Annotated in this window: 21 protein-coding genes; 13 read left to right on the top strand and 8 right to left on the bottom strand. The window is 59.9% G+C overall.

Annotated features, from left to right (window positions below; genetic code table 11):
* Positions 1-205 precede the first annotated feature (205 nt).
* Positions 206-739 (top strand): PRC-barrel domain-containing protein, encoded by a 534-nt coding sequence (locus AVI_RS03670; protein ID WP_015915069.1) that lies wholly within the window; start codon positions 206-208, stop codon positions 737-739.
* Between the two features lie 83 nt (positions 740-822).
* Here AVI_RS03670 and AVI_RS03665 read toward each other — a convergent pair whose 3' ends face one another.
* A complete protein-coding gene (locus tag AVI_RS03665; protein ID WP_015915068.1) occupies positions 823-2,244 on the bottom strand; it encodes a DHA2 family efflux MFS transporter permease subunit in 1,422 nt (473 codons plus the stop codon).
* Positions 2,245-2,642: 398 nt separating this feature from the next.
* Here AVI_RS03665 and AVI_RS03660 point away from each other — a divergent pair, with 398 nt between their 5' ends.
* Positions 2,643-3,620, top strand: a complete 978-nt coding sequence (locus AVI_RS03660; RefSeq protein WP_041696258.1) for an MBL fold metallo-hydrolase — start codon at positions 2,643-2,645, stop codon at positions 3,618-3,620.
* Between the two features lie 55 nt (positions 3,621-3,675).
* On the opposite strand, the gene AVI_RS03655 is transcribed toward AVI_RS03660, so the two are convergent.
* The gene (locus AVI_RS03655; RefSeq protein WP_015915066.1) at positions 3,676-4,125 is read right to left on the bottom strand and encodes a nucleoside deaminase; all 450 of its coding nucleotides are present in this window, start codon (positions 4,123-4,125) and stop codon (positions 3,676-3,678) included.
* Positions 4,126-4,197: 72 nt separating this feature from the next.
* Here AVI_RS03655 and AVI_RS03650 point away from each other — a divergent pair, with 72 nt between their 5' ends.
* The 3 genes from AVI_RS03650 (at position 4,198) to AVI_RS03640 (ending at position 7,927) form a co-directional block, all read left to right on the top strand.
* Positions 4,198-6,312, top strand: a complete 2,115-nt coding sequence (locus tag AVI_RS03650) for a pseudouridine synthase (RefSeq protein ID WP_015915065.1) — start codon at positions 4,198-4,200, stop codon at positions 6,310-6,312.
* 6 nt (positions 6,313-6,318) lie between these two features.
* A complete protein-coding gene (rsmD, locus tag AVI_RS03645; protein WP_015915064.1) occupies positions 6,319-6,879 on the top strand; it encodes a 16S rRNA (guanine(966)-N(2))-methyltransferase RsmD in 561 nt (186 codons plus the stop codon).
* 169 nt (positions 6,880-7,048) lie between these two features.
* Positions 7,049-7,927, top strand: a complete 879-nt coding sequence (locus tag AVI_RS03640) for a patatin-like phospholipase family protein (protein WP_015915063.1) — start codon at positions 7,049-7,051, stop codon at positions 7,925-7,927.
* Between the two features lie 150 nt (positions 7,928-8,077).
* On the opposite strand, the gene AVI_RS03635 is transcribed toward AVI_RS03640, so the two are convergent.
* A complete protein-coding gene (locus tag AVI_RS03635; protein ID WP_015915062.1) occupies positions 8,078-9,904 on the bottom strand; it encodes a monovalent cation:proton antiporter-2 (CPA2) family protein in 1,827 nt (608 codons plus the stop codon).
* Positions 9,905-10,115: 211 nt separating this feature from the next.
* Between AVI_RS03635 and AVI_RS03630 the strand changes: the two genes are divergently transcribed.
* From AVI_RS03630 to lpxK, 6 genes are all read left to right on the top strand, one after another.
* Positions 10,116-11,462, top strand: coding sequence for a TldD/PmbA family protein (locus AVI_RS03630; RefSeq protein ID WP_015915061.1), 1,347 nt, complete (start codon positions 10,116-10,118; stop codon positions 11,460-11,462).
* A 42-nt stretch (positions 11,463-11,504) separates the two neighbouring features.
* Positions 11,505-12,317, top strand: coding sequence for a 3'(2'),5'-bisphosphate nucleotidase CysQ (locus tag AVI_RS03625; protein ID WP_015915060.1), 813 nt, complete (start codon positions 11,505-11,507; stop codon positions 12,315-12,317).
* 114 nt (positions 12,318-12,431) lie between these two features.
* The gene (locus tag AVI_RS03620; RefSeq protein ID WP_015915059.1) at positions 12,432-12,668 is read left to right on the top strand and encodes a DUF4170 domain-containing protein; all 237 of its coding nucleotides are present in this window, start codon (positions 12,432-12,434) and stop codon (positions 12,666-12,668) included.
* Between the two features lie 166 nt (positions 12,669-12,834).
* The gene (gene waaA, locus AVI_RS03615) at positions 12,835-14,154 is read left to right on the top strand and encodes a lipid IV(A) 3-deoxy-D-manno-octulosonic acid transferase (RefSeq protein ID WP_015915058.1); all 1,320 of its coding nucleotides are present in this window, start codon (positions 12,835-12,837) and stop codon (positions 14,152-14,154) included.
* The gene (locus AVI_RS03610) at positions 14,151-14,891 is read left to right on the top strand and encodes an HAD family hydrolase (protein WP_015915057.1); all 741 of its coding nucleotides are present in this window, start codon (positions 14,151-14,153) and stop codon (positions 14,889-14,891) included. The genes waaA and AVI_RS03610 overlap by 4 nt, the downstream gene beginning before the upstream one ends.
* Before the next feature lie 10 nt (positions 14,892-14,901).
* Positions 14,902-15,939, top strand: coding sequence for a tetraacyldisaccharide 4'-kinase (gene lpxK / locus AVI_RS03605; RefSeq protein ID WP_015915056.1), 1,038 nt, complete (start codon positions 14,902-14,904; stop codon positions 15,937-15,939).
* Positions 15,940-15,956: 17 nt separating this feature from the next.
* Here lpxK and AVI_RS03600 read toward each other — a convergent pair whose 3' ends face one another.
* Both AVI_RS03600 and mutL read right to left on the bottom strand, forming a co-directional pair.
* A complete protein-coding gene (locus tag AVI_RS03600; protein WP_015915055.1) occupies positions 15,957-16,187 on the bottom strand; it encodes a DUF2093 domain-containing protein in 231 nt (76 codons plus the stop codon).
* Between the two features lie 116 nt (positions 16,188-16,303).
* Entirely contained in the window at positions 16,304-18,157 is a 1,854-nt protein-coding gene (gene mutL / locus AVI_RS03595; RefSeq protein ID WP_015915054.1) for a DNA mismatch repair endonuclease MutL, read from the bottom strand.
* 363 nt (positions 18,158-18,520) lie between these two features.
* Here mutL and AVI_RS03590 point away from each other — a divergent pair, with 363 nt between their 5' ends.
* Together AVI_RS03590 and AVI_RS03585 are read left to right on the top strand one after the other, a co-directional pair.
* Entirely contained in the window at positions 18,521-20,185 is a 1,665-nt protein-coding gene (locus AVI_RS03590) for a response regulator (RefSeq protein WP_015915053.1), read from the top strand.
* 261 nt (positions 20,186-20,446) lie between these two features.
* Positions 20,447-21,814 carry a putative bifunctional diguanylate cyclase/phosphodiesterase gene (locus AVI_RS03585; protein ID WP_041696256.1) on the top strand — a complete coding sequence of 456 codons (1,368 nt, stop codon included), beginning with the start codon at positions 20,447-20,449 and terminating at the stop codon, positions 21,812-21,814.
* 27 nt (positions 21,815-21,841) lie between these two features.
* Here the strand turns inward: AVI_RS03585 and AVI_RS03580 are convergent, their stop codons facing one another.
* From AVI_RS03580 to AVI_RS03570, 3 genes are all read right to left on the bottom strand, one after another.
* Complete coding sequence (locus AVI_RS03580) at positions 21,842-22,225, bottom strand: VOC family protein (RefSeq protein WP_015915051.1); 384 nt, start codon at positions 22,223-22,225, stop codon at positions 21,842-21,844.
* Between the two features lie 11 nt (positions 22,226-22,236).
* Positions 22,237-23,022, bottom strand: a complete 786-nt coding sequence (locus AVI_RS03575; RefSeq protein WP_015915050.1) for an RlmE family RNA methyltransferase — start codon at positions 23,020-23,022, stop codon at positions 22,237-22,239.
* 84 nt (positions 23,023-23,106) lie between these two features.
* On the bottom strand, positions 23,107-24,918 hold the full coding sequence (locus tag AVI_RS03570) for a Ppx/GppA phosphatase family protein (RefSeq protein ID WP_015915049.1): 1,812 nt from the start codon (positions 24,916-24,918) through the stop codon (positions 23,107-23,109).
* Positions 24,919-25,188: the final 270 nt, after the last annotated feature.

The following is a 25,188-nucleotide window of genomic DNA, read 5'->3' as shown; positions in this document are numbered from 1 at the left end:
CGCCCAAACTCATTTTTATGCCTAAAGTTCCGTCAATTTGCAGAAATAAAATGCAGAATATGATCGGAACTCCTGCCTCTTTCGGGCATTTCACTACCGAGCCGAGCAGAGAGCCAGTCACTCACGCTCATGAAAACACACTTTTCATGAGCGACTAGCTCTCCCTCAGTCCGACACGAAACAAAGACCGAAAGGCAGGTTTAAGATGAACAAGACCCTTAATTTTGTAGCAGCAACCGTACTCATGGGTTCCACTGTTGTCGCGCCAATGGCCTTTGCGCAGAGTGCAACGACACCAACAACGCCCGGCACCACCACAACTGCTCCAAGCACCGGCACCGCCCCTGCAATGACCACGCCTGGCGCGTCGGCTGCCATGGATACCTATCTGACCCAGCAGGGTAGCGACCAGTTGGCCGCATCCAACTATGTCGGCCAGAACGTCTATGCCGGTGACAAGAGCATCGGTGAGATCAAGGACCTGATCATGCAGCAGAATGGCGGCCTTGTCGCAGCTGTGATCGGCGTTGGTGGCTTCCTGGGCATCGGCGAAAAGAATGTCGCCGTTCCCGTTAGCAAGATTACAGTGACCCGTGATGCGCAGAATGCAGACAAGCTGCGTCTGACAACGACGGAAACGGCTGAGACGCTGAAGTCCGCTCCGGAATTCAAGACGCTGGAAGAGCAGAAGGCCGATTCAGGCACCACTGCCTCCACACCGGCAACTGTTACCAAGTAAGCATTTCACAGTGGCCCCACAGGCCAGCGTTAATAGAGAGAAGGCGGGACCGAAAGGCTCCCGCCTTTTTTATTGCCCACACGTTATTTGGCGCTAAGGTTTTCCGCAGTGGCGGCCCCACCTGCCAAGGGCTGCCGATGGCCGGACACATCGGCACCGGCATTCTTGTCCATAAAGATATAGGGAATGACCGCGGCCAGCGACAAAAACGCCACGACGGCAAAGGCCACATGAAAATCGGCAAGATCCAGATGACCACCGGTCAGCATGGTGCTGATCTCCAGAACGAAGGCCGCGCAAGCAACGCCGAGCGCCAGACTGATCTGTTGCAACACCGAGGCAATTGAGGTTGCCTGACTGGCCTCGTTATTGTCGATATTGGCATAGCCCAGCGCATTGGTGCCGGTGAAGAAAAACGAGCGGCAGAAACCAGCCATCAGCAGGAAGAACATCAGCAGCGCATGCGGGGTCTGCGGCGTGAAAAACGCGTTGAGAAAGGTGGTCGCGGCGCCGCAGACGCCCGCCACAATCAACACACTGCGAAAACCGGCGGCGGCAAACACCCGGCGCGCCAGGAATTTGGTGCTGATCGCCCCAATGGCGCCGACAAAGGTGGTCAGCCCGGATTCAAACGGTGTCATGCCGAAGCCGAGTTGCAGCATCAGCGGCATCAGAAAGGGAATGGCACCCGCCGAAATCCGAAACAGCGTCCCACCGATCTGGGCGGCGCGAAAGGCCGGTTTGCGAAACAGGGTGAGATCCAGAAGCGGTGCAGGATGGCGCCTGGCATGCACTATATAAAGAACGCCGCACAACAGGCCGATAACAGTTGCGGCAGTACCGACAATCGGCGGCAAGGCTGGCAGGCTCATGACCGACAGGCCGAAAACGACGCCCGCCGCCGACAGCGAGGTCAGGGCAAATCCGGTCCAGTCGATCGGCGCGGTTTCGACCCGCTCGATTTCCGGCAGGAAAATTGTCGTCAAGACGACACCCAGCACGCTGATCGGCACATTGATCAGAAAAATCCAGTGCCAGGTGAAATAGGTGGTGATAAAACCACCGACCGGCGGCCCGGCCAGCGGACCGACAAGGCCGGGAATGGTCAGCAGCGCAATGGCCGAGACCAGATCCTCGCGCTTGTTGGTGCGCAGCAGAACCAAACGGGCGACCGGCGTCATCATCGCGCCGCCCATGCCTTGCAAAAACCGGGCGGCGACGAATTCCACCAGCGAACCGGACATCGCGCAGCAAACGGACCCGACGATAAAAACCCCAATCGCCGCCCGGAAGATTTGCTTGGCCCCGAATTTATCCGCCATCCAGCCGCTGACCGGAATGAAAATGGCAAGCGCCACCATATAAGACGTCAGAGCCAGTTTCAGCGTGATCGGCCCGACGCCGAGATCGTTGGCAATGGCGGGCAGCGCGGTCGCAATCACCGTGGAGTCCATGTTTTCCATGAACAGGGCCACGGCCAGGATGAGCGGAACGATGCGATTCATGAAGAACACTCTTTAAAGATGGCGGCCATTGGAAATGAAGTTGATATCCCCTTGCGGCATCATCGAAGATCAAATGTCACAAACAGACCACCAGGCGTACATATCAAGGCCCGACGAAAAGCCTCACCCGGCGCGTCCTTCTAGTCCTCTCATCCCATACCTGACAATCGTTATCGTCCCGATAAGCCTGCCGATCACGTACACGTTACGCATTTCCACTCATCGCTTACAAGCCGTCAACTTCGTCGCAATTCATTCTGTTTGCTGGATAATTTTTCCCCGAAAATCTGGCGAGCCGGAGAAAACATCCCCGACGCCATTGAAACGGCACAGACCCGCCGCTACCTGTTGAGGCTGTAAGCGATGAAAATGGGGACGAGGAGGTTGTAATGGTTTCAATGAACAGGCGAACAATGATCGCGGGGGCTGCCTTGGGCGCCTTGTCGGCCCCAGCGCTGATGGCGCGGGCAGCTTTCGCGCAAGCGGAGACATCGATGGATATCAATCATGCCATGCCCCCGGAGACCCACAGGTTCCAGCTCGGCGGGTTTGAAGTCGTGGTCATCAAGGACGGCACGCGGGTTTCCGAAAAGCCGGGCGAGACCTTTGGCACCAACCAGAGCCCGGAAACGGTTTCAGCGCTGCTGGAAAAGAATTTCCTGCCGACCGACAAATTCGTCAACGGTTTTTCGCCGGTGCTCATCAATACCGGCTCTGATGTCATCCTGTTCGATACCGGCATGGGCGAACAGGGCCGCGCCAATGGTATGGGCAGGCTCAGTGAAGGCATGATGGCCGCAGGCTATTCGCCCGAAGATGTCACCATCGTCGTCCTCACCCATATGCATGGCGACCATATCGGTGGGTTAATGGAAAAGGGCAAACCGGCCTTTGCCAAGGCCCGCTATATCGCCGGGCAGCGCGAATATGATTTCTGGACCAATGCCGCCCGGGCTGGAACACCAGCAGAAGGCGCGCAAAAAGCGGTTCTGGCCAATGTGAAGCCGCTGGCTGAAAAAATTACCTTCCTCGGCGATCAAGGTGGCGATGTGGTCTCCGGCATTCGCGGCGAGGCGGCTTTCGGCCACTCTCCCGGCCATATGATTTTCCATGTCGAATCCAAGGGCAAGCGCCTGCTGCTGACCGCAGACACCGCCAACCATTTCGTGCTGTCGCTGCAACGTCCCGATTGGGAAGTGAAATTCGACATGGACAAGGCTCAGGCCGCCGCCACTCGCAAACGGGTGTTCGACATGGCAGCAACCGACAAGGTCGCCTTCCTGGGCTATCACATGCCCTTCCCCTCGGTCGGCTATGTGGAAACGCTCGATACCGGCTACCGATTCGTGCCGAAGAGCTACCAGTTCGATCTTTGATCGCTTGCGCCGCGCCGCCCGCCGCGCGCCCATTCGGGGCGCGGCGATATTTCCGTCACCGTTTGGCGGTGAAAAAGTCCTTTAGCAGAGCGGCAGCCTCAGTCTCGCCGATCCCGGCATAGACATCCGGCGCATGATGGCAGGTGGGCTGGCTGTAAAAACGCGCACCATGGTCAACACCCCCGCCCTTTTCATCGGGCGCGCCATAATAAAGGCGGCGGATACGGGCAAAGGATATTGCCGCCGCGCACATTGTACAGGGTTCCAGCGTCACATAGAGATCGGCGCCAGCCAGCCGCTCATCCTCCAGAATGGCGCAGGCACGGCGGATCGCCAGGATTTCCGCATGGGCTGTCACGTCCTGCAAGGCACGGGTTTCATTGCCAGCCCGGGCCAGAATGACCCCGTTCTTGACCAGCACGGCACCAATTGGCACCTCGCCGCGCGCGCCAGCCAGCTGGGCTTCTTCCAGGGCAACATCCATGAAACGGATTGTCAGCGTCATGATGCATGAACTTTCCACTTAACCAAGCCTTCGCGAACTGATAGGACACAGCAAACGACAGGCAAGCAAAAAATGACCGATAAAGAAAAGTTCAAGCGGCCGGGCAGCAAGCCCGCTGGCCGCCCCTTCAAGACATCTGCCGAAAAACCCGGCAAATCCGGCCCAAAAAGCTTTGGTGCCCAGAAAAAATTTGGCGAAAAGGCCGATGCGGCACCGCGTGACAAATCGGATGCGGCACCGCGCCCTAGACCTGATGCGGCACCGCGAAAGAGCGCAACACCTGCTGCCAAGACCGGCAGCGAGGACACGCTGAAGCCCGAGCGGATTTCCAAGCTGCTGGCGCGTGCCGGTATCGCTTCGCGCCGCGACGTGGAACGCATGATCATGGAAGGCCGCGTGGCCGTCAATGGCAAGGTGCTGGACAGCCCGGTGCTGAACGCCACGCTGGCCGACCGGATCGAAGTGGATGGCGAGCCCATTCGCGGCATCGAGCGCACACGGCTCTGGCTCTATCATAAGCCGTCCGGCCTGGTGACGACCAATTCGGACCCGGAAGGACGCCCGACCGTATTCGACAACCTGCCGGAGGAATTGCCGCGGGTGATGTCGATCGGACGGCTCGATATCAATACCGAAGGCCTGCTGCTGCTGACCAATGATGGCGGCTTGGCGCGGGTGCTGGAACTGCCGACCACCGGCTGGCTGCGCCGCTACCGCGTACGCGCCTATGGCGAGATCGATCAGGCCAAGCTTGACACGCTGAAGGACGGCATCGCGGTCGACGGCGTGCTCTACGGTGCCATCGACGCGGTTCTGGACCGCAGCCAGGGCCATAACGTCTGGATCACAATGGGCTTGCGCGAAGGCAAGAACCGGGAAATCAAGAATGTGCTCGGCGCGCTTGGCCTTGAGGTCAACCGGCTGATTCGCATTTCCTACGGTCCTTTCCAACTGGGCGACCTGCCGGAATCCCAGGTGCAAGAAGTGCGTGGCCGCATGTTGCGCGACCAGCTCGGTCCGCGCCTGATCGAGGAATCCAAGGCCAATTTCGACGCGCCGCTCTATTCCAACGCCCCCGCCGAGGAAGAGGATGCGCCTGCGCCAAAAGCCAAGGCGAAAGCCGAGGAAGGCAATTGGAAGAAGGACACACGGCCAGCCAAGCCGCGCGGCTTCGACAACCGTGAGGACGCCCGCGAAAAGGCACTCAGCCGGCTCGACACCCGCCGCGACGGTGCAAAGCCTGCCTTCGGCAGCAAGCCTGGATTTGGCGGCAAGCCCGGCTTCAAGGGGAAACCTGCGGCTGGCCGTGACGGTGACGATGCAGCCCGCGATGGCAAGCCAAAGCGCATGCCACTTGGCCAGAGCCGCACCGCCAATGTCTGGATGGCACCGGGCGCACGTCCAGTGTCTGAAAAGAAGACGGCAAGTGATGAGGCCCGCAAAAGCGGACCTCGCGCCCGCCCCGATGGCGCACCGCAGACCAAGCGTTATGGCCGCACCAAGGACGGCGCGCCGACCAAGAGCCTTTCACGTCACGACCCGGATCGTGGACAGTATGCCGGCAGTGACGATAAAGATTTGCGCGTCAAGGTCAGCCGCGCTCGTGATGCCGAGGGCGAATGGATTCGCGCCGAAGGCCCCGACAGCAAACCGACGGCACGTGGCGGACGCTCTGGCGAAGGCTTTGGCGGCAAGCGGGATGGCGCAGATCGTGGTGCCCGTCCCGCATATGGTGACAAACCTGCCTATGGTGATCGGCCAGCGCGTGGCGAGCGTGCAGCGCCCAGTGACCGGCCTTCGCGCGGCCAATGGCCCGCACGTGGAGATCGCCCGGACCGGGGCGAAAGACCTGCTCGCAGCGATGCTCCGGCCCGCAGTGATCGCCCCTATTCCGGTCGCCCCACCGGAGAAAGAGCCGAGCGGCCAACCGGCGACCGGCCTTATGACGGACGGCCAAAATCCCGTTCCGCTTCCGGCGACAAGCCGTCCTTTGGTGGGAAGCCATCCTTTGGCGGAAAACCGGCGGGCAAATCCTCGTTTGGTGGCAAACCGTCTTCCGGTGGAAAGCCTGGCTTTGGTGGCAAGCCGGGCGGGAAGCCCGGTTCTGCCAGACCCGGCTCTACCAGATCAGATGCAGGGCGTGGCCCATCGCGTGGCCCTTCCTCTGGCCCCAAAGGCAAGAGGTAAGCCGACATGCGGATCGTTGGTGGAGAATTTCGGGGGCGTAGCCTTGCCGCGCCCAAGACCGACGCCATCCGGCCGACCATCGACCGGACACGCGAAAGCCTGTTCAACATCCTGATGCATGCCCATCCCGAATGTCTTGATGGCACGCGGGTTCTCGACCTGTTTGCGGGAACCGGTGCCATCGGGCTGGAAGCCCTGTCGCGGGGTTGCCGTTCGGCGCTGTTTGTCGAAAACAGCGTCGAGGGCCGTGGCCTGCTCTGGGAAAATATCGACAATCTTGGCCTGCATGGCCGCGCCAAGATTTTGCGACGCGATGCCACCGACCTCGGTTCGGTCAGCACGATGGAACCGTTCCATCTGCTGTTTGCCGACCCGCCCTATGGCAAGGGCCTGGGCGAAAAGGCCTTTGCCGCTGCCGACAAGGGCGGCTGGCTGGTGCCTGGAGCTTTGGCTCTCCTGGAAGAGCGCGCCGATGTCCTGGTCCAGGCGCCCGAAGCTTTCGCTCTGCTGGAAGAGCGGATCTTTGGCGATACAAGAATTTCATTCTTTACCTATAGACCGGGTTGAAACGGCAGCGCGATTTCTTAAATCCGCTGCGATATAGAGTTTGTCAGAGAAAAGCAGTCTCCGATGTCACAAGACGCTTCGGGCTGCTTTCTCGCATTTTTCTTGCATATCCGACAGAAAGCCAATCGATGCTTGTGTTGGAAATGCTCCAAAAGGTCCGTTTGAAATCATGCCGCAGGATGTCCAATCCCAAAAATCCCTCGTTGAGGTAGGACCCAGCACGCCGACGGTTGCCGTGGCGCTGGGGGCTGGCGGCGCGCGGGGCCTTGCCCATATTCATGTGCTGGAAGCCCTTGAGGAAATGGGAATCGAACCTGTGGCGATTGCCGGTTCCTCCATTGGCGCGATTATCGGGGCTGGCAAGGCTGCAGGCATGTCGGCAGCCGAAATGCGCGACCATGCGCTGGAAACCGTCGGCAAGCGCAATGAAGTGTTCAAGCGGATCTGGGGCCTTCGCCCGCCGACCATGCGCCATGCCATCGGCGGTTTCCGGCTCGGACAGTTCAACCTGGAGCGTATTCTGCGCGCCTTTTTGCCATCTCGAATTCCCGATGATTTTTCCGGCCTTGGCATTCCTCTGAAAGTGATCTCCACCGATTATTACGGCCATTGCGAACAGGTCAGCGAAGACGGCGATCTCTATCAGGCGCTGGCCGCCTCCGCCGCCATTCCCGCCCTGTTCATGCCTGTCATGTTGAACGGGCGGCTGATGATCGATGGCGGCATTTTCAATCCCGTGCCTTATGAACATCTGATGGGCCTTGCCGATATCGTCATCGGCATCGACATCGTCGGCGGCCCGGTCGGAGTGGACGATATCCCGAACCGCATCGACAGCCTGTTCGGCGCCTCTCAGCTGATGATGCAATCGCATCTCGCCCTGAAACTGAAGCTTGGCCCACCGGCAATTTTCCTGCGCCCGCCAGTCAATGGGTTTGGCGTGATGGATTTCATGAAGGCCAAACAGATCTTCGAGGTGTCAGCCCCTGTCAAAGACGAGGTCAAGCGGGCGCTGGAGGCGCAATTTGCGCTTCTCGCCCAGCGCTAGTGCATGTCGCGTTCAACTGGGATCAGTTGAACGATAACGTACATGCGCAAAAAAAGATAAAGCGCGGCTCAGCCGAATCCAATAAAACGCGTCGCGCTTTAGAGTCCGCCTTTTCGGGAAAACCGGGTTCCATTTTTCCTGAGGCAAACTCTAAGCAGCCGTATCCCGGTCTTTTTCCCTCTCTTTGTCTTTGTCCTGATCTTTCTCCGTCTCATGTCCCCGCTTGGGTTTGATCAGCGGTTCCGGCTGGACAGGCCTGTTATACAGCATATGGGCGCCGCCCTTGATGCCTTCCACCGCCTGAATGCGCAGACGCTCATCGTCGCGGCGGCGGATATCGGCCTCGATGGCCTCGGCCATGTCCTCATCCACACCCAGGGCCTCGATGGTCTTGCGGCCAAATTTCAAGCCTGATTCCACCGTTTCGCGCAGTTCATATTCGACATTGCGCGCCCGCAACCACAGGCTGTGAACACGATCATAGGAGCGCACGAACAGCCGCGCCTGGGGAAATTCGGAGGCGACCAGTTCGACGATCCGGTCGGTAACCTCCCGCTTCTGCGTACAGACCGCGACCACCTTGGCCTTTTCGATGCCAGCGGCCCTCAACATGTCCAGCCGCGTGCCATCCCCGAAATAAATGCGAAACCCGAAGGAGGCGGCCTGGCGAATACGGTCGGCGGAATCGTCGATGATCGTCACGTCCCGGCCACTGGCCAGCAAGACCTGGGCGGCGATCTGGCCAAAACGCGAAAAGCCGATCATCAACACATCCGAACCGGCACCATCGAAATCCTCGTCCAGTTCCTCGTGCTGGTCGCGCGACAACAGCCGTGAGGAGAGCGCCGCGACCACCGGCGTCAGCGCCATGGTAAGTGTGACGATGGAAATCAGCAGCGAGGACGTCGCACTGGAAAACACGCCCGCAGAAACGGCGGTGGTAAACAGCACGAAACCGAATTCACCACCCTGCGGCAGGATGGCGGCAATACGAATGGCGTCATCATGGCGGGAGCCTGCCAACCGGCACAGGCCATAGATGCTCAACGCCTTGATCAGCATCACCACCGGCACGGCCACGGCCAACAGCCAGAGATTGGCAAAAATCACGTCAAATTGCACGGACAGGCCCACCGCCATAAAAAACAAAGCTTGGAGAATGCCGCGAAATGGCTCGATATCGGCTTCCAACTCATGACGATAGGAGGATTCGGCCAGCATAACGCCAGCCAGAAAGGCCCCCATGGCCATGGACAGGCCGACCGCCTGCATCAGCATCGCCGATCCGAGTACGATGAACAGAGCCGCGGCAATCATCACCTCACGAGCGCCGGTGCGGGCCATCACCTGAAACAGCGGATTGAGCAGGTAGCGCCCTGCCAGGATCATCGCCAGCGTCGCCGTGACGGCCACACCGATATCGATCCACAGTGAGCCGGGCGCAGGCGCCGCCTGAGCGCCGAGAATGGAAATCAACGCCAGCAACGGCACGATCGCCAGATCCTGAAACAGCAGGACAGAAAAGGTGCGCTGGCCATATTGGCTGTTCAAATCGCTGCGATCATTGAGGATCTGCAAGGCAAACGCCGTGGAAGAGAGCGACAGGCCAAAACCTGCAATCACCGCACCACGCCAGTCAAGAAGGTCAAAGGCCAGCGCCACCCCTGTCAACAATGCACCGCCCAACACTACCTGAGCTGTGCCGAGACCGAAAATATCGGCGCGCATTTTCCACAGGGTCGATGGTTTCAGCTCCAGCCCGATGACGAACAGCAGAAAGACGATGCCCAGCTCGGCAACCGAGAGGATTTCCTCCGCCCCGGTGATGACATGGGCGACAGGACCGATGACGGCACCTGCCGCCAAATAGCCGAGCACCGTGCCAAGGCCGAGCTTGCGGAAAATCGGTGCCGCGACCACGGCGCCGCCCAAAAGTACGAGAGCCTCGGTAAACAACAGGGTGGGTGCGGTGCTCATCTTAGCCTTTCCGGTGCAAGCCTTCTATCGCAGGGTTCGACTGGTCTGCCCTTGATGCGGAAGGGAATGCAAACTATAGCGACGTCATCGCACCCTATCGAGTGCAATCAGGTCGCTATAGCACTTTATCCCTGCTGCATAATTTTCTGCTCAAACCGATTCCGGTTTACGGAATTATGCAGTAAAGGAAGGTGACGAGAAAGGCCAAGCCATGTCATCTGAAAATTCCCCCGAACATCTTTTGTCGCGCGCCCATCAACTGGTCGATCTGGCCCGCAAAGCCGGGGCCGAACGGGCCGATGCCGTCGTGGTGCGCTCCCGCGCCCATTCGGTCAGTGTGCGCCTCGGCAAGGTCGAGCAGACCGAATCCTCGGAAAGCGACGATTTTTCGCTGCGGGTGTTTATCGGCAACCGCGTCGCCTCCGTCTCGGCCAATCCGGGCTTCGACCTGACGGCGCTGGCCGAACGCGCCGTTGCCATGGCGAGGGTTTCGCCGGAAGACCCCTATACCGGCCTTGCCGATGAAGAGGATCTGGCCCAGACCTATCCGGATCTGCAACTTTACGATCCAACCGAAGTGTCGAGCGATGCGCTGCGCGACGCAGCTCTTGCCATGGAAGAGGCAGCTCTTGCCGTCAATGGCGTCAGCAATTCGCTGGGGGCCAGCGCATCAGCAGGCATGGGCGGCTTGGTCCTCGTCACCTCGCACGGCTTTTCAGGCCACTACCAGGCCTCGCGGTTTTCCCGCTCGACCGGGGTGATCGCTGGCGAAGGCACGTCGATGGAGCGCGACCACGATTATGACAGCCGCCTCTATTTCGCTGAACTGGACAGTCCTGAAGAGATCGGCAGGCGCGCAGGCGAGCGCACGGTGCGCCGGATCAATCCGCGCAAGGCCGACACCGCCAAAAACCTGACGGTTGTGCTCGATCCGCGCGTCGCACGCGGCTTTGTCGGCCATATCGCCGGTGCTATCAATGGCGCTGCCGTGGCCCGTAAAACCTCCTTCCTGCGCGACCGCATGGGCCAGCAGGTGCTGAAATCCGGTCTCAGCATCACCGACGATCCGACCCGGGTGCGTGGTTCGTCCTCGCGTCCCTTCGATGGCGAAGGCGTGATGGGCAAGCCCCTGACGATGATCGAGGATGGTGTTTTGCGCCATTGGTTCCTATCGACCTCGGCGGCGCGCGAACTGGGCTTGAAAACCAATGGACGCGGCGCGCGCGGCGGCACGTCCGTCTCGCCCTCCTCCTCCAATCTGGCGCTGGAGCCTGGCGATATCACGCCGGAGGCGCTGATTTCAGGGATTTCCAGTGGATTTTACATTACCGACATGATCGGCCATGGGGTTGACATGATCACCGGCGATTACAGCCGGGGGGCCTCCGGTTTCTGGATCGAGAATGGCGAACTGACCTATCCGGTTTCGGAAGTGACGATTGCGTCCAACCTGAAGCAGATGTTCATGGCGATGACGCCAGCCAATGACATCGACCGCAAATTCGGCGTCGCAGCTCCTACACTTGCCATCGAAGGCCTGACGATTGCAGGGAAATAACTACATCGACAAGGACCGTAAAGGGTGAGCAGCACAAGTCAAATGCCAGATCTTCAAGCCGATCTCGACCTCATTGCCGAGGCCGCACGACAGGCTGGCGAGGTGGCGCTGACCTATTTCGGGGCTGATCCGGATGTCTGGTGGAAAAACGAGGGCCAATCACCGGTCAGCGCCGCAGACTATGCTGCCAATAGCCTGCTGGAAAAGCTCCTGCGCGAAGCCCGCCCCTCCTATGGCTGGCTTTCGGAGGAAAATGACGACGATGAAAGCCGGCTGAGCCGCGATAGCGTCTTCGTCATCGACCCGATTGATGGCACCCGCGCCTTTCTGGCCGGAGAAAAGACCTGGTGCGTCTCCGTCGCGGTTGTGCATCGTGGCCGCCCGGTGGCGGCTGCCCTGGTCGCCCCTGCCCTTGGCGAAACCTTTCTGGCGACCGCCGAGAGCGAGGCACGTTTGAACGGCAAAGCGATCACAGTCGCCGACCGCCTGCCCCATCAAAGCCTGCGGGTGGCCACACCTGCCGAATTGCTCAAGGCCTTTCGGGACGGCGTGCGCGAGCGGCTGGAACGGGTCTCTCATATTCCCTCGCTCGCCTATCGGCTGGCACTGGTGGCGGACGGCCGCATCGATGCGACGCTGGTGATGAAAAACTCCCATGACTGGGACTTGGCCGCAGCCGACCTTATTCTTGAACGGGCTGGCGGAGCGCTGACCGACATCCACGGCAAGCCGCTGCTCTACAACCGGCCACAGGTGCGCCATGGCCATCTTCTGGCCGGATCAAACGCCGTCCTGCCTGAACTGCTGACCGCCTTTTCGGCAGGACCGGAGACTGCATCCGACAAGGGCCGATAAGATGCAGGATGAACAACCCAACGCTCGGCATGGCAGGTCGAGCGGCGGCGGTTGACCTTGCTGTAAAAATCAAGCAGATGACATCTGCGGGAGAATGATGATGGGAAAGATGAGATGACCGAGACAAGCGACAAGAAACAGCTTCTGCATCTGGTGTTCGGTGGTGAGTTGAGCAATCTGGCTGAGGTTCAATTCCGGGATCTGAAAGAATTGGACATCGTCGGGATCTTTCCTGACTATGCAACAGCGCTTTCCGCATGGAAAAGCAAAGCGCAGCAGACAGTCGACAATGCCCATATGCGGTATTTCATTGTGCATATGCATCGCCTGCTGACCCCTGGCGAACAATAATACCAAGGCTCGAAGCGTCATCTTCCATGGCGCTTCGGATGAAGCGTAGACTTGACTGACATTTGGTGCCGCCACGGACCATGACGGTTTGCGGATAAAAACACGCCTGATGACGGATCGCGGCCTCATAGCCATGACCCTCTGGCGTATTGAGGGTTGGAGAAGGATGAGCGCATTGGCACGCATCGCACTGACCGCCTATCGCTGGGCAGGGATCGTCGCCTTTCCGTGTGCAGGGCTTTTCCTGTCCATTCGCGCCGCCAAAGGCAAGGAAGATCGCACCCGGCGGCTGGAACGGGTCGGCTATGCCGCCGCTAACCGACCGCGCGGGCCGCTGGTCTGGGTTCATGCCGCCAGCGTCGGCGAGATGATGGCGGTAACGGCCCTGATGCGGGAACTGCGTCGCTGCGAGATCAATGTTCTGCTGACCACTGGCACGATCACCTCGGCCCAGATTGCCAGCGACCGTCTTCAGGACGGCGTCATCCACCAATATGTGCCAATCGATGCCCTGCCCGCCGTGCGACGGTTTCTCGATTATTGGCAGCCGGACATGATGATCGGCGTGGAATCGGAGATCTGGCCGACCATGCTTCAAGATCTGCATGACCGGCAGATCCCGCAGATCCTGGTCAATGCCCGAATTTCCGACCGCTCCTTTGCCCGCTGGCAGCGCCATCCCGCTGTGGCGGCCTCGCTGTTTTCCAAGCTTGCCATGGTCGTGGCGCAATCAGATGTCGATGCCGAACGGTTCCGCGATCTCGGCGCCTGGCCGGTCAGCGTCTCCGGCAATATCAAGGTGGACACGGACGCCCCCCCCTGCGACAGCAGCCTCCTGACCAGCTATGAGCGGCAGATTGGTCATCGCAAGACCTGGGCGGCCATTTCCACTGCCGAGGGCGAGGAAAAGATCGCTGCCATGGTCCACCGCGCTTTGAAAGCCCATATGGGCCAGCTCAGCATCGTTGTGCCCCGCCATCCCGAACGGGCCGATGCCATTGAGGCAATGATGATCGAACAGGGGCTGACGGTTGCCCGCCGCAGCCGCAACGATGCGATCACGCCGCAGACCGATGTGTTTCTGGGTGATACGATCGGCGAAATGGGGCTTTATCTGCGGCTGACGGATATCGCCTTTGTCGGTCGCTCGATGATGAAGGAAGGCGGCGGCGGTAACCCGATGGAGCCTGCCGTGCTGGGCTGCGCAGTGCTGAGTGGCCCACATGTGGAAAATTTCCGCGAAAGCTACCAGCGCCTGGTGCGCCACGGCGCCGCCCGCGTGGTGCGCGACGCCGAAACCCTGGCGAAAGCCGTACATTTCCTGATGAATAACCATCTGGCGCGTCACAAAATGTCCGATTCCGGCATGGAAGCCGTGCAGGACATGCGCGGCGCGCTGACGGCGACCATCAAGGCGATGGAACCCTATATCAATCCCTTGACCGTCAAGGCACGCCTCGAACCGAAGACGGCAGCGGGCGAATGATAGGACGCGGCACTGTGACTGATGACCTTGCCCGATCAGCCCCTAAAATTGGCGGAATTCTGTTCGACAAGGATGGCACGCTGTTGGATTACGACGCCAGTTGGGCGCCGGTGAACCGGCAACTGGCACTGATGGCCGCCGATGGCGACCAGACGCTGGCCGATCAATTGCTCGGCGCCTGCGGCATGGACCCCGAAAGCGGTTATGTGGTTCCCGACAGCCTGCTGGCGGCGGGCAATGCCCGTGAGATCGCCGAGGGACTGGCCAAGGCGGGGTCGCCCTTCGATGCCGATTATCTCACCGAAGCGCTGGATGCGATTTTCGCCAATGCCGCCGAGCTTTCCGTGCCGGTGACCGATCTTGGTGCGCTGTTTGCAAAGCTGCGACAGCGCGGCCTGAAGCTCGGTATCGCCTCCTCCGACAACGAGCGCTCGATCCGTGCCATCGTCCAGCGGTTCGGGCTTGAGCCGCATGTGGATTTCATTGCTGGTTACGATAGCGGATTCGGCTGCAAGCCGGAGCCGGGCATGGTGCATGGCTTTTGCCAGGCGACCGGCCTTGCCCCCGCAAACGTAGCCGTGGTCGGCGACAATAATCACGACCTGTTGATGGGCCGCAATGCAGGCGCCGGGCTTTCAATTGCCGTGCTGACTGGCACCGGATCGCGCCTGACGCTGGAAGCCGGAAGCGATTACTGCTTGAACGACATTACCGAACTTGAACAGGTCCTGGGTTGAGGGGCAGCCGATGAAGCTGCATGCACCCTCCTTTTGGTGGCAAAAAGCCAGCTTTCCTGCCCTGGCGCTGTGGCCACTGTCTTTCCTCTATGGCCGAATTGCCGCCCGGCGCATGCGCGGGTCTTCAGCCTATGCTCCCGCGGTACCGGTGATCTGTATCGGCAATGTCACGCTTGGCGGCGCTGGCAAGACGCCGACGGCCCTGGCTCTGGCCAAGGCCGCCCTTGCCATGGGCCTGAAGCCCGGCTTTCTCAGCCGTGGCTATGGTGGAACGGTCCGCCGCCCGACCTTGGTCGATCCGGGCCACCACACCGCCAAGGATGTCGGTGACGAGCCGCTGCTGCTGGCCTCGGTGGCACCGACAGTGGTGGCATCGCGTCGCCGCGACGGAGCCAGGGAACTGGAACGCCAAGGCATAGACCTGATCATCATGGATGACGGATTTCAAAGCGCGCAGATCCGCATCGATTGTGCCGTGGTGGTGACCGACAGTTACAAAGGCGACGGCAATGGTTTCGTCTTTCCCGCCGGGCCATTGCGGGCACCGCTGGCAATCCAGTTTCAAAAGCTGGACATGCTGCTGGTGGTCGGCAAGGGCGATGCCGCCATTCCGATGGTGCGGCGGGGGGCCCGAATGGGCAAGCCGGTATTGACCGCTCAGCTTCACCCCCTGCCCGGCCCAAACCTTAGAGGTCAGCGGGTGCTGGCCTATGCAGGCATTGCCGATCCGGAAAAATTCTACCGCACCCTGCGCGAACTGGGTGCAGACATCGTCGTGGCCAGAGGGTTTGGCGATCACCAGCCCTTGTCGGCTGCGGCAATTGCCGAGCTGATCGAAGAGGCTGAGGCCAAAAACCTGTCGCTGGTCACCACCGCCAAGGATCAGGCCCGGCTACGGGGTTCACGTCGGGGTGGCGCAGGACAAGACCGGGCACAGGAACTTCTGGCCAAATCCACCGTGATCGAGATCGAGATGATCTTCGACGATCCGGCTGTGCCAGCACGCGTGATAGACCAGGCGCAGGATCGTTTTCGCAGGTCTCGGTAATGGCGCGGCGCTTGCCCTTACCGCTTCTGGTTCGGCAGATTGCCGGCGCGCTTTTCCGCTTCCAGTGAGGCCGCCGCATCGACATAGGCTTCCTGACGATCAACGCTCCAGTATTTCAGCTCATCAATGGTGATCGGTCGGCCGGTGATGGCGCAGACCACGTAGGAGCCGGGAAAGGTAATCTGGAAATCCGCATCCAGATATTTCACCGTGGCCTCGCGATTTCCACGGCTTTCGAAGCGATTCATGGAGTGGTCCTAACTCTCTTCTTGTTCTTGTCGTTTTGTACTGCTTGCCGTTGCGTGCCGAACCGGCGGTAGCATGCCGTCTATAAATGCACACAAACTGCCCTTGCAATCAACCGTCAACTGCGACCGAACAGCCGCTCGATATCCGACAGTTTCAGTTCAATATAGGTTGGACGCCCGTGATTGCATTGGCCGGAACCCGGCGTTTCCTCCATTTTTCGCAGCAATGCATTCATTTCCTCGACCCGCAGCAGGCGGCCAGAGCGCACCGATCCGTGGCAGGCCATGGTGGCGGCCACATGTTCCAGCCGGGCAAACAGGCTGCCCGCCGTTTCCCATTCGGCAATTTCATCAGCCAATTGCCGCACAAGTCCCGGCACATCCACTTCGCCCAGCATGGCAGGCGTTTCGCGCACCGCAATCGCTCCCGGCCCGAACCGCTCGATGGCAAGGCCCAGCCGGTCAAGGTTTTCGGCGTGATCCATCAGACGGTCGCAGTCTTCTTCCGGCAATCCGATGATTTCGGGAATGAGCAGGCCCTGGCTGGGCAATCTGCGACCCGATAGCGCCTTGCGCATATCCTCAAACACCAGACGCTCATGGGCGGCATGCTGATCGACGATCACCAGTCCGTCCTGCGTCTGGGCGACGATATAATTGGCGTGAACCTGCGCCCGCGCCGCGCCGAGGCGAAACCTACCGCTTTCCATCGCCATCGCCACAGGCTCGGAGATCTGCGAGGGCGAGACATGCGCATCCGCCCGAGCCGCCGGCAGCGCCAGACCATCGAACCGGTTCTGACCATCATCAAGTGGCCGATGGGGGGACGTATCGACGCTCCATGCTGAAGGCTGCGGCGGCCGTGCGCCATAGGCGGGCGCATAAGAATTGTTCGCAGCCGCCTGCGCGCCTTCGGAAAAACCGCCATTTGCACCAGGGCGGAAGGCCCGCAGCATGGCACCGGCCCCCGCCGTCGATGACCGGTCGCCTTCGCGCGTCAAGGACTGGCGGATCGCCCCGACGATCAGGCCGCGCACCAGGCCGGGATCGCGAAACCGCACATCCGATTTGGCCGGATGGACATTGACATCGACCAGAGCCGGATCGACCGTCAGCGCCAGCACCGCCACCGGATAGCGGCCATGCGGCACGGTTTCGGCATAGGCGCCGCGAATGGCCGACAGGATCAGCTTGTCCTGCACCGGACGGCCATTGACGAAGGCATATTGATGGGCGGAATTGCCACGGTTGAAGGTCGGCACACCGGCAAAGCCGCCCAGATGCACATCCTCGCGCTCAGCGTCGAGCGCAATGGCATTGTCCCGAAAATCGGGGCCGAGCACCTGGGCAATTCGGGCGAGATGATCGTCGCCGGTCGCTGGCAGTTCAAGGGTCGAGCGGTCAGAGCCGGACAGCACGAAGCGGATCTTCGGAAAGGCGATGGCCATGCGCTTGACCATTTCGGTAATCGCGGCGGCCTCGGCTCTTTCGGTTTTCAGGAATTTCAGCCGGGCTGGCGTGGCAAAAAACAGATCGCGCACCTCGACCACCGTGCCAGGATTTCCAGGTGCCGGGCGCACCTCTCCAACCTTGCCGCCTTCCACCGCGATCTGGAAAGCGCTGGCACTGTCTGCTCTGCGGCTGGCAATGGTCAGGCGCGCCACCGAGCCGATCGAGGGCAGCGCCTCACCGCGAAAGCCAAGGCTCTTGATGTCCATCAACGACTCATTGAGCTTGGAGGTGCAATGACGGCGAACCGCCAGCGCCAGGTCCTGCCCATCCATGCCGCACCCATTGTCGGTGATGCGCAGCAGGGCCTTGCCGCCACCCGCCGTGGCGATCTCGATGCGGCTTGCCCCGGCATCGATAGCGTTTTCGATCAATTCCTTGGCGGCACTGGCCGGGCGCTCAATCACTTCGCCAGCGGCGATCTGGTTGATCAAGGTTTCCGAAAGCTGTTTGATGCTCATACGCTTATTGTCGCCAATTGTCGGCCAAGAAGAAAGCCCGGCAAGGGCGCAATTCACCGCGATCTTTCCCGACCTCTTGCCCCCTTCATTAAGGGGGCATTAATCGAATACCAATAGGCTTAATTCAACTTTAATCGTTTTTGATCGTGGTCGCCGAAGAAAACCCGCTGCTCCGGTTGGCGTGACCCACTCCTGCACTGTTTGGTATCATCGAGGCACGACGAAAACGCAAGAAAGTTCTATAGGCTGCATGTTTCTACCGGGAGTCGATTCCGATCCGGCTGGCCATGCAGTAAACATAGGTTGGTAGGATAATGCGGCCGATGCTTATCTTGAACGAGATGCAACGCCTTGGAGGCGAAGATGCATAAGCAACCGGGCGACAGGCAGGTAACGGACCGGACCTGGGCAAGCGCCCTGGTTCTGGAGCATAGCCTTCTCGATGCCGTCTGCGATGCGCAGGGCAGCGCGATTCTCGTTGTCGATAGCGACGATATTATCGTCTATGCAAGCCCGCAATTGCTGAATTTCTTCGAAATTCCGGAATTCTACCTGCAAGCAGGCACCAGGCTGCGGGACTGCCTGGGCGCAATTTACGATCACTGCATCCGCGCCATCCTGTCCCCCAACCCGCCGTCAAGAGAAGAGTGGCTGGCCGAGCGGGTTGCCGCCCATTGGCGCGAACGGTTCGAAACACTCGACAAAACCGTCAAGAAGCGCACAGTGCGCCAGCTCAATCGACGGCTCGCCAATGGCTTTGGCATTTGCGCGATTTCCGATATTACCGAACAGAAAAAGCGCGAAGAACAATGGCGCACCGATCTGGAACGGGTCGAAGTCACGGAAAATATTCTCGACAGCCTACCGCAACCGGTCATGGTCTGGGATCGCCAGCATATCGTGGTTGGTATCAACAAGGCATTCGTCGCCATGATGGGGACAAGTGAAGACGCCATTCTGGGCCGCCCTGCGGCAGATCTGCTTGAAAGCCGCTTCCTCGCCAGCTTGCAGCAGGCTGAGCAACAGGTCGGTATTCGCGAGCGCTTCATCCGGATTGCCGATCCCGGCTCGCAGCAAGCCACACCCGCCGCTTATATCAACCGGATCGGCAAGACCGACCGCAGCTTTTGCGTGGTGACCTTTGCAAGCGTCGATGGCGCCGCCCATCTGCTTCGCCCGACGATCCGGGCGGAAAGCAGAAACGCACCAGGCCCGGCAGCCCACATCACCTCACCGCTATCTCCGCCGCAAAAACAACCGCACCCGGCAACCGAGCCTCCACGAGAAGACAGCCTGCGGCAACGTGTGTTGATTGCCAGCAGCGATCCGATTTTCCTCGCAAATGCCGTGGGCGTACTGCCGCAACAGGCAAGCGATCGCTGCATCGTTCATAGCCCTTACGAATTGCGCGCCGTCATTGAACTTGCCAGATCGCTGGCCATGTCCATTGACCTGATCATTACAGACAGAGCCATGTCTGTCAGCCGGGAGCAGCTTGCACTCGATGATACGACGCGAACCCTCGTCGCTGATCGCAACAGCGTCGCAGAGCGCCTGACCCAGCATTTTCAGCCACGGGCCGCGACGTCGGCGCGGACAGGGTCTCACCCGGCAGGCATCGTCCGCGCGCCTAAGAAGACGGTGGAAATCCTTGTTGTCGAGGACAATGAAGTCAACCAGATCGTGTTTTCGCAAATCCTCGAAGGACTTGGCCGCAGCTACAGGCTGGCGGTCAACGGTGCGGATGCCTTAGCGATCTGGCAGGTCGAACGTCCCGCCATCGTGCTCATGGACATTTCGCTGCCTGACATCAATGGCATGGATCTCTGCCGTCTGATGCGGCAAAGGCAGCGGGCCGGAGATCCCCGCTCGGCCATTATCGGCGTGCTGGTGCCAGCCTTCGACCATGACCGTGGCCGGTGCCTGGACGCGGGCATGGACGATGTCATCGTCAAGCCGCTCAGCCCTGACATGATCGAACAGCTTCTGGACCGCCATCTCGAAACAAGCCGCCATGCAACGGCGTAATGGCCTCGTCGAAAGCTGAAGCGGCTGGGGAAGAGACAGGCAGTCCGCTGTGTTCGACACCAATGCTGATTATGACGAAAAGACAAACCGCATTGAGGATAGCAACCGTCTGACGGGTTTAATGTGAACCTAACGCATTCGAGTTGTATGCAGTAAATCACGGGTAAAAATCCACAGTCCTCCTCGGCTAAACGCTAGAATTTTATTAATTTTTTATGCGCATGGTAATTCCGTGATCTATGACTTTTTTTGGGATAATGAATGGGTGCGGCCAACACCATAGTGCCAGACATCGATCAGGGAGAGGCCAAGGCTTTCACCGATCCGCTGACGGGGCTTGGCAATCACCATAGGCTGCAGGAGCGAATCCGCAGCCTATCGGCGGAGCGCGCCGCCGATCCCGCACCATTTACCGTGGCTTTGGTCAATCTGGACGGTTTCAAGCCAATCAACGACCTATTCGGGTCGTTGGCGGGGGATGAAATTCTGTGCCAGGTCGCCCATCGTCTCAAAGCCTGTATTCCCGATGGCGCCATTGTTACCCGTCACGATGGCGACGAGTTTGCCGTGGTCCTGCCGCTGATTTTCGAACAGATCAGCGCCGAGCGAATCGGCAATCTGATCAAGGACGTGCTATCGGCGCCCTACGACCTCGGCGACCGCAATGTCCGGCTTTCGGCTTCGCTGGGCTTTGCAATCTTTCCCTTTGCCGGCGACGATTTCGAGACGCTGATGAAGAGTGCGGAGACGGCTCTTTATCGCTCAAAACGGCGCGGACGCGGCCAGATAACCGTCTATTCGCGAGAAATTGCCCAGGAAATGCGCCGCTCCACCCAATTGGAGCAGGCCCTGCGCAATGCGATCATCAACGATGCCGTCGATACCCATTTCCAGCCGATCGTCTCGCTTGTCGATGGCAAGGTTCTGGGTTTCGAAGCGCTCGCTCGCTGGATCGATCCAGATCTCGGCTTTGTTTCGCCAGCGATCTTCGTGCCACTGGCCGAGGATAGGGGCTTTATCGACACGCTGTCGGAAACCCTGTTGCGCAAGGCTGCGGAAGCGGCACTGACCTGGCCGCGAGAACTGTTTTTGTCGTTCAACCTTTCCTCGGTGCAATTGACCGATTCCGGCACGGCCTCACGCACGCTGTCCATCATCAACAGCGTCGGCCTCGACCCGTCGCGGCTGGAACTGGAAATTACCGAGACCGCTGTGATGAGTTCCGCCGACATGGCCGGGCGGATCATCGCCGAACTGCGCGCAGCAGGCGTGCGTATCTCGCTCGACGATTTTGGCACCGGCCAATCCAGCCTTGGGCGCTTAAGGGAATTTACGTTTGACAAGGTCAAGATCGATCGAGCCTTCGTCTCGGCGATCACCACCGACACCACCTCCGAACATATCGTCCGGGCGATCATCACCATGTGCGAAGGCCTGAAGCTGGAAGTAGTGGCCGAAGGCATAGAAACCCTAAGCGAAGCAACAAGGCTCCTGGCCCTCGGCTGCACCATGGGCCAGGGCTATTATTTCGGCAGGCCCGCCGATGCGATGGCCACGCTGCGCTATCTATCGCGCCAATATTCCGACTTCGCCGCTCGCAGGCAGACGGGGCCGTTTTCAGGCTATTGAGTCGATGGAATTATAATCAGCGGCCAATTATTCAGGCCGCTCGCAGACGGCCGATAATTTATTGCCATCGGGATCACGGACATAACAGGCATAGAAATGCGCATGAAAAGGCCGCAGGCTCGGCGCACCTTCATCTGAACCGCCATTTGCCAGCGCTGCCGCATAAAAAGCCTCGACATCCGACCGGCTTCCGGCTGCCAGCGCCGCCATGGAACCATTGCCGAAGCTGGCGGCCCTGCCGTCATAAGGGCTGACGAGCCAGAACCGGCACCGTACATCCGATGGCGCAGAGTATCCAATTTCGTCTTTTTCCGTCACCCGACGGATGAAGCCAAGCGCGTTTAGGCATGCATCATAAAAACGCCCAGACCGCTCTAAATCGTTGGAGCCAAGCGTTATATAGAGCAGCATTGCGTCCCCGCTCAATCCTGATCCTCGTCAGCCGTTGCATCCTCACGCGGATCATGCGGCATAGGACCATCGTCCTCCACTTCATGACCCAGCGCATTGCCGGACCGCCTGCCCTTGAAGCCCTTGGCGAGCAGGAACATTTCCACCGATTCCTGACGTGAAGACGCGGGCTTGATATGGATGACCTGCTTGAAATTCTGCTTGAGCATGTTGAGCAGGTCTTTTTCCGTGCCACCCTGGAAGGTTTTCGCCAGAAAATGCCCGCCTTCAGCGAGAACTTCCACGGCGAAATAAGCGGCCACTTCGCAGAGATGCATGGTGCGAATGTGGTCGGTCTTCTGGTGGCCGGTAGTGGGCGCCGCCATGTCGGAAATCACCACATCCGGCACGCCGCCGACCGCTTCCATCAGCAGGGCGGGCGCCTGGGGGTCGAGAAAGTCGAGTTGCAGGATCTTCACGCCCGGCAATTGGGTCATTTCCAGAAAGTCGATGGCCGCAACCCGGATGTCACTATCGGTGGACCCGGTAACATTCGCGGCAATCTGCGACCAGCTGCCGGGTGCAGCACCCAGATCGATAATGCGTCGGGCACCTTTGAGAATATTGTGCTTCTCATCGATCTCCAGCAGCTTGAAAGCCGCACGCGCGCGGTAGCCTTCCAGTTTGGCCCGCTGCACATAGGGATCGTTGATATGCCGCTCCAGCCAGCGCCGCGACGACGCTTTCAACTTGCCCTTCTTGACCTTCTGGCCCAGTTTTCGTCCGGTGCGGTTGCCGCCAATAGGTGGTTTGGTCATGCTTGCTGCTCAACTCCTGACAGCGCCCTGTGCATCCGCACTTCGATCCGCTGTAACACTTTTATGCCTCAATATTACGTCCGGTCACAAATGCGGGACACGATCCCGGCTGCTCGGCGGACGACGGGTGCGATTGCGTCGCCAGACACCATCATCGGCCATCATGTCCGTCAACAGCCCTTCTCTCAAACCCCGGTCCGCCACCCGCATGCGGCTGGAGGGCCAACGTCTACGGATCGCTTCCAGAATGGCGCAGCCAGCGAGAACCAGATCCGCCCGGTCCGGGCCGATACAGGGATTGGCGGCACGGCTCTGGTAATCCCAGGACAGCAACTTGGCCTGCATGGCCGAGACCTCGTCATCGCTCAACCATAACCCATCCACCCGGCGGCGATCATAGCGCGGCAGATCGAGATGTACGCCAGCCAATGTCGTCACCGTGCCGGACGTGCCGATCAGGTGGAAATCGACATCGGCGGCAGAATGACCAAGCGCCTCGACCGAGGGGCAATCGAATTGATCGAGCATGCCCGACACTTCGGTAATCATCGCTTCAAAGACCGTGGGCGAGACATCGCGACCGCCATGGCGCTCCGACAGGGTGACGACCCCGACCGGCAGCGAGGTCCAATGGGTGATGTGATTGGCCAGACGGCTGGAACGGTTGTCGCCGATGCGAATCACCGCGATTTCCGAGGACCCGCCGCCGATATCAAATAGCACGACCGAACGGGTTTCGCGTCCAACCAGCGAGGAGCAACCGGACACCGCCAGCCGCGCTTCCGTCTCGCGGTTGATGATTTCCAGCTCAAGCCCGGTCTCCGCCCGCACCCGCTCCAGAAAGGCTTCGCCATTCTCCGCGGCCCGGCAGGCCTCTGTGGCGATCAGCCGTTTGCCGCGCAGTTCCACACCATGCAGTTTGGAGGCGCAGACCTTCAGCGCCTCAATGGCGCGGTCCATCGCCTCCTGCGAGAGCCGCCCCGTCGCAGCCAGCCCCTCGCCCAGACGCACGATGCGCGAAAAGGCATCCACCACCCGGAATTGGCCGGGCCGGGTCGGCTGAGCAATCAACAAGCGGCAATTATTGGTGCCGAGATCAAGCGCCGCGTAGAAATCGGCGGGATGGTCGTCGGAAGGCCCATGGCTGGAATGATGCCCTTTATGCTGTCCGTGATGTGGGTGATGGCCCTGTCCACCATGAGCATGTCCACCATGGGAATGTCCGCCATGGCCATGGCGGCTGCGGCCATGTGGTGCCTCACCTGAGCCGGCAACCGACTTCTGGCCCTCCACGGCAGGCGGGCAATAGCTGGCAGAGGCAGGCTTGGCTTCCACGCTGCGGCCAGGCTGCAAGGGGCGCACCTGGGCGTTCTGCCGGCCCCGGTTCTTACGCCGCTTCCTGGTGGATTTTTTGGCCGCACCACCAGTTTCGCCAGCAAGGGCATTTCCCTGGATATGGGATTCTTTGGTATGATGCCCCTGAGCATTAGGCCCTTGAGTATTGGATAAACCTGCCTCGCGAGGCGCATGCCCGGCAGAGCCCTGATCGCGGTGATGGTGCTCTGCCTGCCGTTCAGCCTGAGCCACTGTCTCTTGCGTTTCCACGCCCTGATGCGGCACCGCCTGGCCCTGCCCCGGCGATGTGTTGCCGCGGCCTTTCCTGCGACGCTTTCGCTTTCGGCCCGGCGCCTGCTGGGCCGCCTGCTGATCTTGTTGTATGGGACGTCGATCCGGCTCGGCCAAAGCCGTCCGGTCTTGCGTCACGGGGTTAGCTGGCGGCCCGGATTTCCGGCCTTTCCGCTTGCCCCTACCGCGCCTCGAGGGCTTGCCCTCGGTACGGTTTGACGTTGACGCCCCGTTTTCTGGCGGAAATCCGCCATTGCCAGGGTCTACCACTGATGTCTTCCATAGCGCCGCGCAAAGTCTGATGGGAAAACCCGAGAGGAAATTCCGTTTCAGATATGCCGCTGGCGATCCTTAGATTTTCGTTGGTAAAATTGTAGCAGGCCCGGCAAGCTTCTCCAAATGCTTTTTAAGCCCCCCTCCCCGACCAACCAAGGCCGAAACCAGCTTCACTCAAAGGGCGGAACCGCTGCAAAACCGATTTGTCTGAACCGGTTCACTTTTTTGCAAAAAGACAGTTGCAATCAACCAGCTTTTGTTTAT

The sequence above is a fragment of the Allorhizobium ampelinum S4 genome (assembly GCF_000016285.1).
Classification (GTDB): domain Bacteria; phylum Pseudomonadota; class Alphaproteobacteria; order Rhizobiales; family Rhizobiaceae; genus Allorhizobium; species Allorhizobium ampelinum.
This window is presented reverse-complemented; position numbering and strand designations above follow the sequence as displayed.

What these genes read in the sequence shown, in the direction of transcription:
- AVI_RS03575 (WP_015915050.1), bottom strand. Translation starts at nt 23,022, where the DNA reads ATGACCAAACCACCTATTGGCGGCAACCGCACCGGACGAAAACTGGGC.
- AVI_RS03625 (WP_015915060.1), top strand. Translation starts at nt 11,505, where the DNA reads ATGCCAGATCTTCAAGCCGATCTCGACCTCATTGCCGAGGCCGCACGA.
- mutL (WP_015915054.1), bottom strand. Translation starts at nt 18,157, where the DNA reads ATGAGCATCAAACAGCTTTCGGAAACCTTGATCAACCAGATCGCCGCT.
- AVI_RS03585 (WP_041696256.1), top strand. Translation starts at nt 20,447, where the DNA reads ATGGGTGCGGCCAACACCATAGTGCCAGACATCGATCAGGGAGAGGCC.
- AVI_RS03640 (WP_015915063.1), top strand. Translation starts at nt 7,049, where the DNA reads ATGCCGCAGGATGTCCAATCCCAAAAATCCCTCGTTGAGGTAGGACCC.
- AVI_RS03655 (WP_015915066.1), bottom strand. Translation starts at nt 4,125, where the DNA reads ATGACGCTGACAATCCGTTTCATGGATGTTGCCCTGGAAGAAGCCCAG.
- AVI_RS03665 (WP_015915068.1), bottom strand. Translation starts at nt 2,244, where the DNA reads ATGAATCGCATCGTTCCGCTCATCCTGGCCGTGGCCCTGTTCATGGAA.
- AVI_RS03650 (WP_015915065.1), top strand. Translation starts at nt 4,198, where the DNA reads ATGACCGATAAAGAAAAGTTCAAGCGGCCGGGCAGCAAGCCCGCTGGC.
- AVI_RS03600 (WP_015915055.1), bottom strand. Translation starts at nt 16,187, where the DNA reads ATGAATCGCTTCGAAAGCCGTGGAAATCGCGAGGCCACGGTGAAATAT.
- AVI_RS03660 (WP_041696258.1), top strand. Translation starts at nt 2,643, where the DNA reads ATGAACAGGCGAACAATGATCGCGGGGGCTGCCTTGGGCGCCTTGTCG.
- rsmD (WP_015915064.1), top strand. Translation starts at nt 6,319, where the DNA reads ATGCGGATCGTTGGTGGAGAATTTCGGGGGCGTAGCCTTGCCGCGCCC.
- AVI_RS03610 (WP_015915057.1), top strand. Translation starts at nt 14,151, where the DNA reads ATGATAGGACGCGGCACTGTGACTGATGACCTTGCCCGATCAGCCCCT.
- AVI_RS03635 (WP_015915062.1), bottom strand. Translation starts at nt 9,904, where the DNA reads ATGAGCACCGCACCCACCCTGTTGTTTACCGAGGCTCTCGTACTTTTG.
- AVI_RS03630 (WP_015915061.1), top strand. Translation starts at nt 10,116, where the DNA reads ATGTCATCTGAAAATTCCCCCGAACATCTTTTGTCGCGCGCCCATCAA.
- lpxK (WP_015915056.1), top strand. Translation starts at nt 14,902, where the DNA reads ATGAAGCTGCATGCACCCTCCTTTTGGTGGCAAAAAGCCAGCTTTCCT.
- waaA (WP_015915058.1), top strand. Translation starts at nt 12,835, where the DNA reads ATGAGCGCATTGGCACGCATCGCACTGACCGCCTATCGCTGGGCAGGG.
- AVI_RS03580 (WP_015915051.1), bottom strand. Translation starts at nt 22,225, where the DNA reads ATGCTGCTCTATATAACGCTTGGCTCCAACGATTTAGAGCGGTCTGGG.
- AVI_RS03670 (WP_015915069.1), top strand. Translation starts at nt 206, where the DNA reads ATGAACAAGACCCTTAATTTTGTAGCAGCAACCGTACTCATGGGTTCC.
- AVI_RS03590 (WP_015915053.1), top strand. Translation starts at nt 18,521, where the DNA reads ATGCATAAGCAACCGGGCGACAGGCAGGTAACGGACCGGACCTGGGCA.
- AVI_RS03620 (WP_015915059.1), top strand. Translation starts at nt 12,432, where the DNA reads ATGACCGAGACAAGCGACAAGAAACAGCTTCTGCATCTGGTGTTCGGT.